11 protein-coding genes are annotated in these 15,833 nt (G+C 58.0%); 5 read left to right on the forward strand and 6 right to left on the reverse strand.

Translation table 11 applies throughout. The annotated features are described in order from the left end of the window. Positions 1-46: 46 nt before the first annotated feature. Together A6F49_RS10890 and A6F49_RS10895 are read left to right on the forward strand one after the other, a co-directional pair. Entirely contained in the window at positions 47-1,348 is a 1,302-nt protein-coding gene (locus tag A6F49_RS10890; protein WP_043058309.1) for an alpha/beta fold hydrolase, read from the forward strand. Positions 1,349-1,526: 178 nt separating this feature from the next. After that, entirely contained in the window at positions 1,527-3,653 is a 2,127-nt protein-coding gene (locus tag A6F49_RS10895) for an HNH endonuclease signature motif containing protein (RefSeq protein ID WP_043058310.1), read from the forward strand. An 82-nt stretch (positions 3,654-3,735) separates the two neighbouring features. Here A6F49_RS10895 and A6F49_RS10900 read toward each other — a convergent pair whose 3' ends face one another. From A6F49_RS10900 to coaE, 3 genes are all read right to left on the reverse strand, one after another. Then, positions 3,736-5,043: a TerC family protein gene (locus A6F49_RS10900; RefSeq protein WP_043058311.1), complete on the reverse strand. Its 1,308-nt coding sequence runs from the start codon at positions 5,041-5,043 to the stop codon at positions 3,736-3,738. A 212-nt stretch (positions 5,044-5,255) separates the two neighbouring features. Beyond that, positions 5,256-7,400, reverse strand: a complete 2,145-nt coding sequence (uvrB, locus tag A6F49_RS10905) for an excinuclease ABC subunit UvrB (RefSeq protein WP_043058483.1) — start codon at positions 7,398-7,400, stop codon at positions 5,256-5,258. Between the two features lie 59 nt (positions 7,401-7,459). Beyond that, entirely contained in the window at positions 7,460-8,071 is a 612-nt protein-coding gene (coaE, locus tag A6F49_RS10910; protein ID WP_043058312.1) for a dephospho-CoA kinase, read from the reverse strand. 26 nt (positions 8,072-8,097) lie between these two features. On the opposite strand from coaE, the gene A6F49_RS10915 reads away from it, so the two are divergent. The 3 genes from A6F49_RS10915 to A6F49_RS10925 are packed head-to-tail and all read left to right on the forward strand — an operon-like array spanning position 8,098 to position 10,437. Then, on the forward strand, positions 8,098-8,793 hold the full coding sequence (locus A6F49_RS10915; RefSeq protein ID WP_043058313.1) for an IMPACT family protein: 696 nt from the start codon (positions 8,098-8,100) through the stop codon (positions 8,791-8,793). Then, positions 8,790-9,887, forward strand: a complete 1,098-nt coding sequence (locus A6F49_RS10920; RefSeq protein ID WP_052504930.1) for a class I SAM-dependent methyltransferase — start codon at positions 8,790-8,792, stop codon at positions 9,885-9,887. The genes A6F49_RS10915 and A6F49_RS10920 overlap by 4 nt, the downstream gene beginning before the upstream one ends. Further along, entirely contained in the window at positions 9,880-10,437 is a 558-nt protein-coding gene (locus tag A6F49_RS10925; RefSeq protein ID WP_043058315.1) for a phosphoribosylanthranilate isomerase, read from the forward strand. The genes A6F49_RS10920 and A6F49_RS10925 overlap by 8 nt, the downstream gene beginning before the upstream one ends. Here the strand turns inward: A6F49_RS10925 and A6F49_RS10930 are convergent. The 3 genes from A6F49_RS10930 to polA form a co-directional block, all read right to left on the reverse strand. Beyond that, on the reverse strand, positions 10,434-11,195 hold the full coding sequence (locus A6F49_RS10930; RefSeq protein WP_043058316.1) for a CPBP family intramembrane glutamic endopeptidase: 762 nt from the start codon (positions 11,193-11,195) through the stop codon (positions 10,434-10,436). The two genes, A6F49_RS10925 and A6F49_RS10930, sit on opposite strands and share 4 nt — an antisense overlap. 136 nt (positions 11,196-11,331) lie before the next feature. Then, positions 11,332-12,798 (reverse strand): 30S ribosomal protein S1, encoded by a 1,467-nt coding sequence (gene rpsA / locus A6F49_RS10935; protein ID WP_043058317.1) that lies wholly within the window; start codon positions 12,796-12,798, stop codon positions 11,332-11,334. Between the two features lie 236 nt (positions 12,799-13,034). Next, positions 13,035-15,797 carry a DNA polymerase I gene (gene polA, locus A6F49_RS10940; RefSeq protein WP_043058484.1) on the reverse strand — a complete coding sequence of 921 codons (2,763 nt, stop codon included), beginning with the start codon at positions 15,795-15,797 and terminating at the stop codon, positions 13,035-13,037. Positions 15,798-15,833 lie beyond the last annotated feature (36 nt).

Genomic DNA, 15,833 nt, shown 5'->3' on the forward strand with positions numbered 1-15,833 from the left:
GCTAGACTCGAAGCACTGTGAAGATTGCCAGCGCGTTAGGAGACCCATGGCCACCGCCCCGCACATCGCAGGTTCCCCCTCCCGAATGCATGATGGCACCGGGATACGCGACCACTACTTCACTGTGCCGCTGGATCACCAGGTCCCCGACGGCGAGCAATTGATCGTGTACGCGCGCGAATTTTTTACCGACGACGGCGGTGGAAACAAGCCCTGGCTGTTGTACCTGCAGGGCGGACCGGGCGGTAAAGGATCCCGGCCCGCTCGCGTGAGCGGCTGGATGGCCGAAGCACTAAAACACTACCGGGTGCTGATGTTGGATCAGCGCGGCACCGGATTATCCACCCCGGTGAACCGGCACACATTGACTGCTCGCGGCACACCCACCAACCAAGCCCGGTACCTGACGCATTTTCGTGCCCCGGATATCGTGGCTGACGCCGAAGTGATCCGCCGCGCACTAGGGGCTGACCCCTGGGTTACGCTGGGCCAGTCGTTTGGTGGATTCTGCACGCTCACCTATTTATCCTTTGCGCCTGAAGGCCTCGCGGGATCGATGATCACCGGCGGCATCCCACCGCTGGCCGGGCCCGCCGACCAGGTCTATCAAGCCACCTATCGCAATATGCGCGCCCGCAACCGCGAATATTTCCGCAGGTTTCCCAAGGACCTGGAGATCCTGACGAATATTTATTCTCGCGTGCGGGGCGACGACGTCGTCCTACCCGATGGTTCCCCGCTGACGGTTGGTCGTGTCCAAGCGCTGGGCATGTATCTGGGCGGCAACACCCGGATCGATGCGTTGCACTACGTACTGGAAGAGGCCTTCATTGCCGGCACCGATACCCTATCGGACACGCTTTTGACCGCTGTCTACCAGCAGGTCTCGCGCGCCACGAATCCGTTGTATCTGATCCTGCACGAGGCGATTTATGCCCAACCCGGCGCCCAGCCCACCGCCTGGGCCGCCCAACGCGTGCTCGCCGACTTCCCGGACTTCAACCCCAAGAAAGCCGATACTCCCCTGCTCACCGGTGAGATGTGCTTCGACTGGTACACCGACCTGGATCCAGCCCTACAACCCGTGGCCCGGGCAACCCAGCTGATTGCCGACTGGACACAGTGGGGTCCGCTGTATGATCTCGACCAACTCGCCGCCAATCAAGTACCCGTGGCTGCCTTGGTTTATACCGACGACGTCTACGTGGATCGCGACCTCTCCCTTGCCGCCGCCGAACAGGTCACGAATCTGCAGGTCTGGGAGTCCGACCAGTGGCACCACGACGGCATCGGTGAAGCCGGCGCCGAGATTTTCGCGCGCCTCCACCAGATGATCCAGCGCGACTAGCACCACGGCCAGAGTATTCTACACACCGGGCTCCCTCGCCTTCCGGTGTTTTCCACAACTGGTGCGGTGTGGCGAAGTTTTCCCCTAGCTGCTGCACTCCTTGCACCGTTGCTTTCGGCGGTCGTTAGGCTGGATTCAACGCAACAGTACCCAGCCGGGTGACGGGGAGGTGAGCACCATGGTGACGCGGTTACCGGATACCGAAGGCCTGATTTCTGACGCGGAACTTGATGCTCTCTCCCCTGGTGAACTCCAGGCCCTGGCATTACGCATCGTGCAAAAACAACAGCTCAAGCTATCAACCCCGGATGCCTACGATTCATTCGCTCGCCATACTTACGCGTCTGGAGCGGATTGGGGCACCGTCTGGCTGAACGACCCTGTCGAAGACCAGCATGACGACGGCGCGGACGTTTCTGAGGGAAAACACGCGGGCCCCACACCGATACCACCGGATGAGTTCTTTAATACTCTGCCCGGGTTTGTGGATAATCTCGTCACCGCACGGCGTGTCCAAGACGCCATGATCGCTCGGCTCACGGGTTTCGCTGAAAAAGCGTATACGTTTGATCGGGACACCATGTTGGGTATCCCCGCCGAGGTGAATCTCCACAAGACTGGCAAGCGCTGGCTGGCGGATCGATTTCAACTCGAGACCCGCCAGATTTCCAAGTTCTATAACCGGGCAGCCCTAGTCACCGGCGATTTGGAAACCATCGACCGATTGGCCAAAGACCCGTTACTCCCCGAGATGGCGGCAGCCTATACAGCCGGTGAGATTCCATCCGAAAATATGGACCGGATGAGTCAAATTGCAAACCAATTTTTTGATTTCTACAACGCGGTGGGATTGAGCAAAGAGAATGCCAAAGAGATCCTAAAAACAATGGATCCGTTCTTCACCGACGCTGCCAAAGAGATGCGACCCCAAGAGCTGGCACAACAAGCAACGAAGTGGCTCAACCAAATCGCCCATATTGTGGATCCAGACGGGCCACCACCAGAACAACGCCTGACCAAGGTCAAAAATTCGTTGACAACGCGCATCGTAAACGGCAAGCTCCACGTTAACATCATTACCGACGTCGTGAATCTTGAACTCATCGAAGCGTTGATTCTTGCAGGACTCAATTTCAAGGCCAACCAAGATAAGTTCCGGCAGGATGAGGAGCATCCCGAGGGCGATACCGCTGAAACTGCCACAAATAACGACAGCGCGGAGTTCGACTCTCAGCCTGCATCCGCCTCCTCATCAGACACGTTCGACGACGATGCCGACGAGGAGGAAGATGAGGTAGGCCTTGATGGCTCGGAGTCAAGTACTGCAGATCGGAACGCTCAGGAACGCCTCGGAGACTTCCATCAGCGCATGGATGATGCGGTCAATGACGAAGAAACGTTCATTGAGACCGAAGATGGCACCAAAATTTCTCGAGAGAAAGCTCGCAAACTGGATCCGCGGACTCGCGACGAAAAAGCCCACGATATCTTTCTGACCATGCTCAAAGCCCAGGGGAAACGCTCCCCAGGTGCCGAAGGCATGGCGGAGTATAAACGGGCCCCCGCCATCTTATGGACTGTGATGGACTACGAAACGCTGCTGCGCATTCACCGCGACCGATTGCCCCAGCAATATCATCTTGATGAACAGTTCACTCGCAGCCCCGGCATGGCTGGATATGACCCAGGACCGCCAAGGAGACTCGATCCTCTGGAAGCAATCGTTGATGAACATGTTCCACCGGGAACCACCGATCCAGAGAAATTCTTAGGTGCGGACCCCATCTTGGGCCGTGTGTGGCGCCGGAAGTCAACAGATCCTCCGGACGATCACGCTGATGTCGGCAGTGACGGAGCTGAACATCGCCGACCACAAGGTCATCCATATGTCTCACACCGGTTTCAAACGGGAAGTATTTCTCCGGCGGCCGTACTGCAGGATCTCTGCGATGCCAAAATTGTCCCGGCGATCTTCAACCAGGGTGGTGTCCCGCTATTTCTTGGGAAGGGAAAGCGCCTCTTTAGCGATCAACAGATCCTTGTTGCCGCCATGCTCGGCGGATGTCGTGGCCCCGGCTGTCGAGTCCCTCCGGTATGGACTGAAGGCCACCATGGGATCTATTGGTTCCACGACGGTGGAACCAATACCACCAACCTCATCCTGTTATGCAATGCCTGTCATACCCATGTCCACCAAGGGGTCTGGACCCCAACATGGAATGACGACGGTGTCCTGTACTGGATCCCAGCACCATGGCTAGATCCCACCCAGACCCCGGTTCGAAATACCTACTGGGACGATTAGCACTACGGACAGTCACGGCATCACTTAAAAGAATTGCTCGCCAGGACGAAGCATCCTGACGAGCAATTCAATGATTTAGGTGTTAATCACGAGATTCTGAATCTTCGTTGTCTTTTCCATTGGTATCCGGGGCAAGGACTGGACCGTCGGTGGTGACAATACGTTGTGACATCAACGCTGGGATGCCTCGACGGTTGGCGTCTTCTAACCGGGTTTCGTGAGCGACTCGAATAATAGCCGACCACTGATCTTTATGTTCAATAAGTTCTTCAAGGTACCGGTGTTCGGTCTCTTGGGCTCGATGAGTCCAGAAATCCATCTTTTCGGCAGCTTCCTGACGTTGCTCTGTTGTGGCATCTTCTGGAAGCAGAGTGTAACGATGAGCAAACTTCTCGGCGTTTTGCAGTGCACGTAGCGCCTTGCCCTTCGGGCTGAGCAACGAGAAGGCAATGGTGATGACAAGGATACCGATAATGACGAGCAGCGAGAATCCAGTGCTGATTTCGATCACCGGCACATCTTCGCCGTCGTTGATGAATGGCAGGTTGTTCTGGTGCAGTGCGTGCAGCATCAGCTTGACCCCGATGAATCCGAGGATCGCGGCCAAACCGTATCCAAGGTAGACCAGTCGGTCGAGCAGGCCGTCGATGAGGAAGTACAACTGACGCAGGCCCAGCAGCGCGAATGCGTTGGCCGTGAATACGATGTATGGTTCTTGTGTTAGTCCGAAAATAGCGGGGATCGAGTCAAGCGCAAAGATGAGGTCGGTCACGCCAATGGCGACCATGACAAGCAGCATCGGAGTAAACAGACGCTTGCCGTCCACACGGGTGACGATTTTGTCGCCGTCATAGTGCTCTGCTACTGGCAAGACTTTCCGGGCAAAACGGACCAGTGCGTTATCAGCTTCAGATCCTGCTTCTTCCGCGGATGAGAACTCAGATTTGAGCTGTTGTCCGGCGAGCAGCAAAAGGAAAATACCGAAGATGTAGAACGCATCGGACCACCATTCAAGAATGGCGGCACCCAGCAGAATGAAAATGGTACGGCTGATGAGCGCAAACGTAATACCAAACAGCAGTACCTTTTGCTGGAATAGCCGTGGTACCGCGAAACTCGTCATGATGATCATGAACACGAAGAGGTTATCAACTGATAACGCCTTCTCTGTGATGAAACCGGCATAATATTCGATCGCATGATCCGTGTCGCCAAAGGCAAAGAACACGAGACCAAAAGCCAGCGCTAACCCAACATAGATGCTCGACCAAATCGCGGCCTCTTTGAGGGTGGGGGTATGGGCTTTCCGTACGTGGAAAAAATAGTCAAAGAGGACTAAACCGACAATGACTGCAATTGTGACAGCCCAAGTAAGCCCGGTAATCTCCATGAAAGGGAGTCCTTCCTAGTTTTTAGGTAACTTCAATTCCACAAGTCTCTCCCCCGACGTAACAACGGGGTCCGTACCCGGCCGAACAACGGTGTTCGACGTGTTGACGTGTACGGAACTTCTGGGATACTCCCTTGTTCTGCACAGACTATATCAGGAAAATGTCCGTGGGAATGGTTGAAACCGAATGCAGTGGGCAAAAATACTGTGAACTATGCGTGGCCTTCGCGCTTCATGTCGCGCAGCTCCTTTTTGAGCTCCGAAACTTCATCGCGCAGTCTGGCAGCGAGTTCGAAGTTGAGGTCCACGGCGGCCTGGTGCATCTGTTCAGACATTTGCTGGATCAGATCGGAAAGGTCCTTGGCCGGAACCGCAGCAAGCTTGGCAACCTTCTTGTCTTCCTCAGACATCGCCGATCGTTGTTGTTCCTCGGTGATCGTCGCAGTGTAACCGCGATTGCCCATTCCGTAGTCAAAGCCGGTCTTGATGCCGGCCATACCCGACATGAGATCCTGAGTATCGGCGTCTTCACGTGCCAGCTGGTCGGTAATGTCTGCGATGCGCTTCCGCAACGGTTGCGGATCAATACCGTGCTTCTTGTTGTGTGCAATCTGAATGTCCCGACGACGATTGGTCTCATCGATTGCGTACTGCATCGAATCGGTGATCTTGTCGGCATACATGTGCACTTCACCAGAGACGTTACGTGCCGCACGTCCGATGGTCTGGATGAGTGACCGGTTCGAGCGCAGGAACCCTTCTTTATCAGCATCCAGAATGGACACCAAGGACACCTCGGGCAAGTCCAGACCCTCACGCAGCAGGTTAATACCAACCAGTACGTCAAAGACCCCTTTGCGCAGCTCCGTCATGAGTTCAACGCGGCGCAGGGTGTCGACGTCGGAGTGTAGGTATTGGACTTTGACCCCGTGTTCGACCAGGTATTCGGTGAGGTCTTCGGCCATGCGTTTGGTCAACGTCGTCACCAGCACACGTTCGTTGCGTTCTACGCGCAGGTTAATTTCATCCATGAGGTCATCGATCTGACCCTTGGTCTCTTTGACGACGATTTGTGGGTCCACCAGCCCGGTGGGTCGAATGATCTGTTCAACAACGCCATCGGCCTGGCTGAGCTCGTAGGGCCCCGGGGTTGCCGACATGTAAACGGTTTGTCCGATGCGCTCCAGGAACTCATCCCATTTCAGCGGACGGTTATCGAGCGCTGATGGCAGGCGGAAGCCGTGATCCACCAGGGTTCGCTTCCGCGACGCATCGCCTTCGTACATGCCACCAATTTGTGGGACGGTGACGTGCGATTCGTCGATGATCAGCAAAAAGTCATCGGGGAAGTAATCCAGCAGGGTGTGTGGTGCGGAGCCGGCGGGGCGACCGTCAATGTGGCGCGAGTAGTTCTCAATGCCGTTGCAGTACCCCATTTGCTGCATCATCTCGAGGTCATACGTGGTGCGCATGCGCAGCCGCTGGGCTTCCAGTAATTTGTTCTGCGACTCGAGTTCCTGCAGGCGTTCGCGCAGTTCGTCTTCGATATCGCGGATCGCGCGGGCCATGCGATCGTCACCGGCAACATAGTGCGATGCCGGGAAGATGTACATTTCCTCTTCCTCACGAATGATGTCGCCGGTCAGCGGGTGCAGGGTTTGAATCGCGTCGATTTCGTCGCCGAAGAACTCGATGCGCACTGCAAGTTCCTCGTACATGGGAATGATTTCCACCGTGTCGCCGCGCACGCGGAAGGTCCCGCGGTGGAAATCGGCGTCGTTGCGAACGTACTGCATGTTCACAAACTGGCGCAGGAGATCGTCGCGGTCGAGCATGTCGCCGAGTTTCACCGTGACCATTTGGGCGATGTACTCTTCGGGCGTCCCCAGACCGAAGATCGACGAGACGGTGGCGACGACGATGGTGTCGCGGCGCGTCAGCAGCGCGTTGGTGGCCGAGTGGCGCAGGCGTTCAACCTCTTCGTTAATTGAGGAGTCTTTTTCAATGAACGTATCGGTTTGTGGGACGTAAGCTTCCGGCTGATAGTAGTCGTAGTACGACACGAAGTATTCGACGGCGTTCTTGGGCAGCAGATCCCGAAACTCGTTGGCCAATTGGGCGGCCAGCGTTTTGTTCTGCACCAGCACCAGGCTGGGGCGCTGGAGTCGTTCAACAAGCCACGCTGCGGTTGCTGATTTACCGGTACCGGTGGCCCCCAGGAGTACGACGTCCTTTTCGCCACCTTCGATGCGCTCGGCGAGTTCGGCGATAGCTTGTGGCTGGTCGCCCGCCGGTTCATACGGTGCTTCGACCTTGAACGGGGCAACGACGCGGTTAATCTCTCGAGCCATACTCATGCCCAACATGTTACGCCGGAGCATAACGGGTGACTACTTGTTCACCCGCAGGCTAAGGACTACACGGTGGATGGGTTCCGCAATTCTTCCCACACCGCGGCGACCTGGGCTTCTGTGTTTTCCAAGGACCCGGAATTGTCGATCAGCCAGTCGGCTACGGCGCTGCGTTGCTCATCGGTTGCCTGCGCTGCGATGCGGGCGCGGGCGTCGTCGGTAGCCATGCCGCGGGCCTTGACGAGTCGCTGCAGGCGGGTGTCCATCTCGGTGTACACCACAATGACGCCGTCGAATTTCTCGGCCTGCCCGGTTTCGACCAGCAGTGGGATGTCTTGAATAATGACGGCGTTGTCCGGGTCGGCTTCCATAGCTGCCTTGAGTTGCAGCTTGGATTCCTCGCGGACGGCGGGGTGCACCAGCGCATTGAGACGGTGGCGGGCGTCGTCGTCATTGAAGACAATATCGGCCAGGGCCTGACGGTTGAGCCGACCGAATTCGTCGAGCAGGTGGTCGCCGAAGGTTGCCACAACGTCGGCCAGAACCTGCTGGCCGGGCTCCATCAGGGAGCGGGAAATCGCATCAGCGTCGATGATTGTGGCGCCACGGTCGGCGAAAAACTGGGCGACCGTGGACTTACCTGATCCGATGCCGCCGGTCAGCGCGAGATGACGCATGATTCTCCTTCGGTAGACTTGGGGGCATGTCTCATGCCGATTCCCGTACTCGACGGTATACCGTCGTCGCCCATCGCAACACCGTGGAGGTGACGCTCGATATCCGCCGATCTGAGTTTATCGGTATGGTGCGCCGTGTCGAGTCAGAAGACGAAGCCAGGGCCTGGATTGATCAGGTGCGCGGGGTGCACCATGCGGCAACTCACGTGGTGCCGGCCTTTGTGCTGGGACCGGATCGCGATATTCAACGGTCTTCAGATGACGGCGAGCCGGCCGGGACCGCTGGCATGCCGATGCTCCAGGCGCTGACGAACTACCGGGCCGTGCACGATGGCGTTGAGCACGCGGATATCTCGGATGTCTGTGCGATTGCGGTGCGATATTTTGGTGGGGTGAAACTTGGCGCCGGTGGGCTGGTGCGGGCGTATTCGGATACGGTGGTTGCCGCTTTAGAACAGACGCCCCTGGTGGTGCGCCAGCGGCTCGTATTGGTGGCGCTGCAGGCGCCCCATGGTGAGGTTGGGCGGGTCGAAAATGACTTGCGTTCGGCGGGTTTTACGGTGCTGGGTACCGATTATGCCGGCCCGCAGGCGACCATGACGGTGGGCCTGGATGACGCCGATGATGCTCTGGAGAACTTTAACGCTCGATTGGCCTCGATGACGGCGGGCGCGCTCGTTGCACAGGCTGTGGGAACGCAATGGCAGGATCTTTCCCGATGATGACGAGACAGCCCAAGCCCGATAACATCGACCGGATGCTGTTGCAGGTGCTCGAGGAGACGTTTACTGCCGAGCCATGGCGGCGTGCGGAACCGGTTGTGGTGATCAACGATGCCACGGGTGCACTGGGTGCCTGGGCGTTGGAACGCGACCTGCCGGTGCGCTTTGTGCAAGATTCGGCTCGCCTCGCCGCCGCACACGCTCCCGTCACCGGCCCGGTTGCCGCCGTGCCCACCCCGGAGGTACTGGCCGGTGCGGCCACCGTGGTGACTCGGTTGGCCCGCCCGCTGGAAGCACTGGAGGAACTGTCCTGGCAGGTCGCTCGCTGGGCTGCCCCAGAGGTCATGTTGTTGGCCGGCCAACTGCAACGGCACCTGAGTTTTTCATTCAATGCCGTGTTGGAACGCGTCTTCGACGAGGTATCGGCCTCGCGCGGGTATTTCAAGGCCAGGGCCTTGCGCGCTCGGCGACCAAAACCGCTTACGGGTTTGACTCCCCCACGGATTCCGCGCAAAAACACGGTCACCGTGGCCGGCCACCAGCTCCACCTGCGCGCCCACGGCCTGACCTTCGGTGCCGCACGCCTGGACCCCGGTACCCAACTGCTGTTAGCAACGCTGCAGACCCACCCGCCCGAACAACTCACACCAGAGGCCACCGTTGTGGATCTGGGCAGTGGCAACGGAACCATCGCCGCCGGACTGGCCCATAGCGTTTCGGTGAGCAAGTTGATCGCCACGGATGATTCGGCCTCGGCGGTGTTATCGACGACGGCGACCTTGGCCGCCAATGGGATTGACGGTGTCGAGGTGCTGCACCAGTCCGGGTTGGTGGAGCTTGCCGATGCGTCCGTGGACGTCGTCGTACTGAATCCGCCGTTTCACGCGGGCACGCAACTAACCAGTGACATCGCGTTTTTCCTGTTCGATGAAGCGGCTCGAACCCTGAAACCCGGTGGTGTACTGTTGACCGTGTTCAACGCATCAAGACACTATCGACCCCAGCTGCAACACCGTGTGGGACCGACCTGGCAGCTCGCCCGGGATAAGCGTTTTATCGTTACACAATCACAGAAAGTCCACGAAAATGTCTGACCTGTTTGTCAAAGTTTGCGGGATTACTACCGTTGAACAGCTCGAGTGGGCCATCGAATTGGGCTACGATGCGATCGGTCTGATGCGCGCCCCGCGTTCACCGCGCCTCGTCGATGTCGATACGGCCCGAGAGCTCATCGCCCATGCGGACGGCAAGATCAAGACGTTTGCCGTGGGCCTCACGCTGGATCAGGTCGCACCGCTCAAGGACCAGGTCGATACGGTGCAGCTCTATGAACCCGCCGAGGTCGAGTCGTTGGCGCTGGCCTCGGACACTCCCCCATCATCGACGCAGGGCCTGGACTACTGGTTCTATGATGCCTCACACGGCACGGGGAAGTTTTCCGAAATCCCCCAGTGGGTGCACGACGTCGATGCACGATTTGTCCTGGCCGGCGGGCTGAACCCCGGTAATGTTGCAGAGGTTATCGAGCAATACCGGCCCGATGGCATTGATGTGTCCTCGGGCGTGGAATCCAGTCCCGGAACGAAAGATTATGCCCTGATGAAGTCGTTCATTGAGGCGGCCCGGGGTGCCACGAATAACTAAATCAATCCGCTGCTGAGCAGAAAGATGGCCAGTCCGTGCGCCAGTGCCGCTGGGATCACGCCGCGTCGCATGCGCAGAAAAGCACAGATGAGGCCTTCCCACAGCGTAAACGCTAAGAGGGGCCACCCGACCTCGGTCACGGTGGTTGCCAGATAGGCGTGGCACGCGGCGAAGAACAGGCCCGACAGTACGGCTGCTCGAGCCGGGCTCATCGCCTTGAGTAGGCGGCCCTGGAAATATCCACGAAACAGGACTTCTTCGAACAGATTGCCACAGAGCGTCATGAACGCCAGCGCTGGTATCACAGATAGGGCTACGGCTCCGCCACGAGTCTCGAGCGGTTGTCCTGCGGTCAACACGAACAGTGGGGCAACCACGAGAATTGCTCCAATGATCCCCAGAGCCAGCGTGCTGAGGTTAAACTTGCCCCACCAAATGAGTGCTCGCAAGGTTTTATCAGCCAGGGTGAGCGCTACTAAGAGCAGACTTGCCGCGCCGAGCATCATGAGGATGGCCGCATTGTCGGTCATGCGTATCCACGGGACGACACCATTGACCAGTCCGAAATCCCAGAGTCCTGCTGGTGTCATCCCATCCCGTATGAGAATGAATCCGAGCACGAGCATCACGATCCGCAGTAGTGGGTCGGTATCGGTGCGTGCCAACCAGAAACACGCCATGATCAGCACGAGTCCGGGCAGGACTGCCAGACTATATGCTGCGATAACGCGTTCGACTGCGGTGAGACTTGTGACCATGTGAGCCTACTTCGTGTCGGTGTGAGCAGGTGAAAGTGATCCCCGGGTGTCAAGAAGTGTGTGGTGTAATGCGAAAGGCCGCCACTCAAGTGAGTGACGGCCTTTCGTACGTGGTGTGCCCTAGTGGGCTGACGGGTTAGTTACCGGTCAGTTTTTCACGCAGTGCGGCAAGGGCTTCGTCGGAAGCCAGGGTGCCGGAGTCTTCGACGTGGGTGTCTTCGTCTTCAGAAGAGTACGAAGCTGCACCGGTCTCGGCTGGGCTGGCGGTAGCGGCTTCTGCTGCTTCTGCCAGGTGGCGTGAAACCTGTTCCTTGTGTGCTTCCCAGCGAGCCTGAGCGTCAGCGTACTGCTGTTCCCAAGCGGCGCGTTCTTCTTCGTAGCCTTCCATCCATTCGTTGGATTCAGGATCGAAGCCTTCTGGGTACTTGTAGTTGCCGTCTTCGTCGTAGTCGGCTGCCATACCGTAGAGGGCTGGGTCGAAGTCGGTACCTTCTGGGTCCACACCTTCGTTAGCCTGCTTGAGCGACAGGGAGATACGACGACGATCGAGATCGATGTCGATAACCTTGACGTACAGGATTTCGTTGACCGAAACGACCTGTTCTGCGGTGTCGATGTGGCGGTTGGCCAGTTCGGAGATGTGAACCAGGCCTTCGATGCCGTCTTCGACGCGAACGAATGCACCGAATGGAACCAGTTTGGTGACCTTGCCCGGTACGATCTGACCCAGAGCGTGGGTGCGGGCGAAGACCTGCCATGGATCTTCCTGAGTGGCTTTGAGCGACAGGGAAACGCGTTCGCGATCCATATCGACGTCCAGGACCTCTACAGTGACTTCCTGACCAACTTCGACAACCTCTGATGGGTGGTCGATGTGCTTCCAGGACAGTTCGGAAACGTGTACCAGACCGTCGACGCCGCCCAGGTCGACGAACGCACCGAAGTTGACGATCGATGAGACGACGCCGGTACGGACCTGACCCTTCTGCAGAGCCTGCAGGAAGTTCGAGCGGGTTTCGGACTGAGTCTGTTCCAGCCAAGCGCGGCGGGACAGCACAACGTTGTTGCGGTTCTTATCAAGTTCGATGATCTTGGCTTCGAGTTCCTGACCGACGTATGGTGCCAGGTCGCGAACACGACGCATTTCAACCAGCGATGCTGGCAGGAAGCCGCGTAGACCGATGTCGAGGATGAGACCACCCTTGACAACTTCGATGACGGTACCGGTGACAACACCGTCTTCTTCCTTGATCTTTTCGATGTCGCCCCAAGCGCGCTCGTACTGAGCACGTTTCTTGGAAAGGATCAGGCGACCTTCTTTATCTTCTTTGGTAAGAACCAATGCTTCAACGGAATCGCCAACCTCGACGACGTCATCAGGATCGACGTCGTTTTTGATTGACAGTTCACGTGAAGGAATGACACCTTCGGTCTTATAGCCGATGTCGAGCAGTACTTCGTCTCGGTCGACTTTGACGACGGTGCCAGCCACCAGGTCGCCATCGTTGAAGTATTTGATGGTTTCATCAACTGCGGCCATGAATTCTTCAGCCGAGCCGATGTCGTTCACAGCGACCTGCGGGGCGTTGCTAGTAGTGGTCATGTAGTAGGGACTCCGATATGGATTAATATGGTTGATAAACTTACGAGTTTCGTGACATGGCCGGTTGACCAGTCACAACAGTTTTTGCCAAAAATTAGGCAACGTTTAATATAGTACGGTATCCATCCTGTCAAAATCAACGTAAGACCCGCGCTGTTGTTGATGAGTTGTGAAATCTCCGGCCGTATTTTGACCGCGAGCCGACATCGAAGTGAACAGGATGTTACCGCTGGGGCTTAGTGCGCGGCTTCATGCCACGAGTAGCCCTTGCCGACCTGGACGTCCAGCGGGACCTTCAGCGTGGCCGCCGAGGACATCTCTTCAATCAATATGGCTTCAGCTGCCTCGATTTCCGAGTCCACGACTTCCAGGATCAATTCGTCGTGCACCTGCAGGATCATGCGGGAGTTGAGCGCTTCTTTCTCCAAACGTGCCTGCACGCCAAGCATTGCGACCTTGATGAGGTCGGCGGCCGAACCCTGGATCGGGGCGTTGAGGGCAGCGCGCTCGGCCATTTCTCGCAGCTGGCGGTTGTCGGATTGTAGATCAGGCAGGTACCGACGTCGTCCCAGCATGGTTTGGGTATAGCCGTCCTTGCGCGCCTGGCGAACGACGTTCCGCAGGTAGCGCTGTACATCGCCGAACCGGTCAAAGTAGCTGCTCATGAGTTCGCGGGCTTCATCGACCGAGATACGCAGCTGACGGGAGAGCCCGAATGAGCTCAAACCGTAGGCCAGACCGTAAGACATGGCCTTGACTTTGTCACGCATTGAGGTGGTGACGTCTTCGGGTTCGACTTCGAAGACCTGGGAGCCGACGAAGCGGTGGAGATCTTCGCCGTCCTGATACGCCTGGATGAGGCCTTCGTCTCCGGACATGTGCGCCATGATGCGCATTTCAATCTGCGAGTAGTCGGCGGTGAGCAGGGTGGTGCGCTCATCGACGTGCGGGTTGGATCCGGCGACGAAAATATCGCGAATCTGGCGGCCGGCCGGGGTACGTACCGGGATGTTTTGCAGGTTGGGGTTTAGCGAGGACAATCGGCCGGTGGCTGCAGCCGTTTGGGAGAACCGGGTGTGGATGCGGCCGTCGTCGGCAATGGAGTCCAGCAGGCCCTGGACGGTCTGGCGCAGTTTGGTTGCATCACGGTAGGACATCAAATTGTGCAAGAACGGATGATCGGTTTTTTCTAACAGATCGGCCAGGGAGTCGGCGTCGGTGGAATATCCGGTCTTGGTTTTGCGGGTCTTGGGCATGTCCAGGGTCTCGAACAGCACGACTTGGAGCTGTTTTGGTGAGGCCAGATTGACCTCTTGTCCCCCGATGGAGGCAAAAGCGGATTGCTCGGCCTTATCGACCTCGTTCGTGAAGCCTTCCAGCAGCGAGTCGAGGCGTTGGCGGTCGATGCCGATGCCGGTGAGTTCCACCTTGGCCAACACGACCGACAGTGGGATTTCCAAATCGTGCAGCAGTGACTCGGCGTCACGCTGGGCCAGTTGGCCGTCCATCGACTCGTTGAGGCGGTGGATCATCCAAGCGTTGCGAGCGTATTGGGCTAAGAGTTTGGCATTGGCGTCGTCGTCGAGGCCTTCGATATTGAGTTGGCCCTGGTTGCTGGTGGCACTAACGGTTTCCAGACGCGTGTTCAGGTAGGTCTGGACGAGGTCTGCCAGCTCGTAGCCGCGGCGATCGGGCTGCAGGATGTAACCCGACAGCAGGACGTCGTCGGTGACGTTGACGATGGAGGTGTTGACATCGGGGCGAGCCGGCAGCGGTGCGGACTCCGGTGGGGTGGCCAGGGCTTTGAGCATCGCCTTGAGATCGTAGACGACCTTGGCGTACTGGTCATTGGCCAAGAAATCGGCGACGGCGGTTCCCAGTTCGCGGCTGGCGCTGTCTAGGTCGATGACTGCGGTGGCTTGGGCGGTGGCGAAGCTGAAGGCACGGATCTGGCCGTAGTCGCCCGGGGCGGGGATTTTGCGTCGTGTCACGGTTGCCGGTGGGTTGATGTGACTGAACACGGCGATGGGTTCGTTGACGGCGGCTAAGAATGCGGCGAAGGCCTCCGAGCTGTCGATGACCTTGGTGTCGGGCATGTCGTGGTCTTGGTCAGCGCCGTCGTCGGCATTGCCCAATTCCTTTTCGAATGTGGTGAACACGCGGTCACGGATCGTGTTGAATTCCAGGGCATCGAAGAGTTCGGAGACCAGGTTGCGGTCTGGGTTGACCATCTCGGTGTCGTCGAGCTCGATGGGCAGTTCCATATTGGTGACCAGGGCATTGAGCTGGCGGTTGCGTTTGACGTCGTCGAGGTGCTCGCGCAGGGCCTCGCCCTTTTTTCCGCCAATCTCGTCAATATTTTCCAAAATACCCTGCAGGCTGCCGTATTTTTTGAGCCAGCGGGCCGCGAAACCGGGGCCAACGCCGGGGACACCGGGCAGGTTGTCTGCGGTTTCGCCCACCAGGGCGGCCAGTTCGGGATACTGCTTTGGGGACACGCCGTAACGTTCCTCGATCGCGGCGGCGTCGAAGGGTGGCAGTTCGGAGACCCCGCGCATCGGGTACAACACGGTGACGTTGTCATCGATGAGCTGGAAGGTGTCGCGGTCGCCGGAGACGACGCGGGCGGTCCAGCCTTGGGCTGCGGCCTGGGTGGCCATGGTGGCGACAATGTCGTCTGCCTCGAAACCGTCAACCTCGATGCACGGGATATTCAGTGCGGCCATGACCTGTTTGGTCAAGTCGATTTGCCCGTGGAATTCGTCGGGGGTTTTGTCGCGGCCGGCTTTGTACTCGGCGTACTGTTCGGCGCGAAAGGTTGGGACTTCGGTGTCGAAGGCCACGGCGATGTGGGTGGGTTGTTGTTCCCGGATCATGGCCAGCAGCATTGAGAGGAAACCGTAGACGGCGTTGGTGTGTTGGCCGGTTTTGGTTTGGAAGTTCTCGGCGGGTAGCGCGAAGAACGCGCGGTAGGCCATGGAGTGGCCATCGATGACCATCAGGCGGTTGGAATTCGTCGAAGCAGAGTTATTGGT

Source organism: Enteractinococcus helveticum (genome assembly GCF_001657475.1).
In the GTDB taxonomy this organism is placed as follows: domain Bacteria; phylum Actinomycetota; class Actinomycetes; order Actinomycetales; family Micrococcaceae; genus Yaniella; species Yaniella helvetica.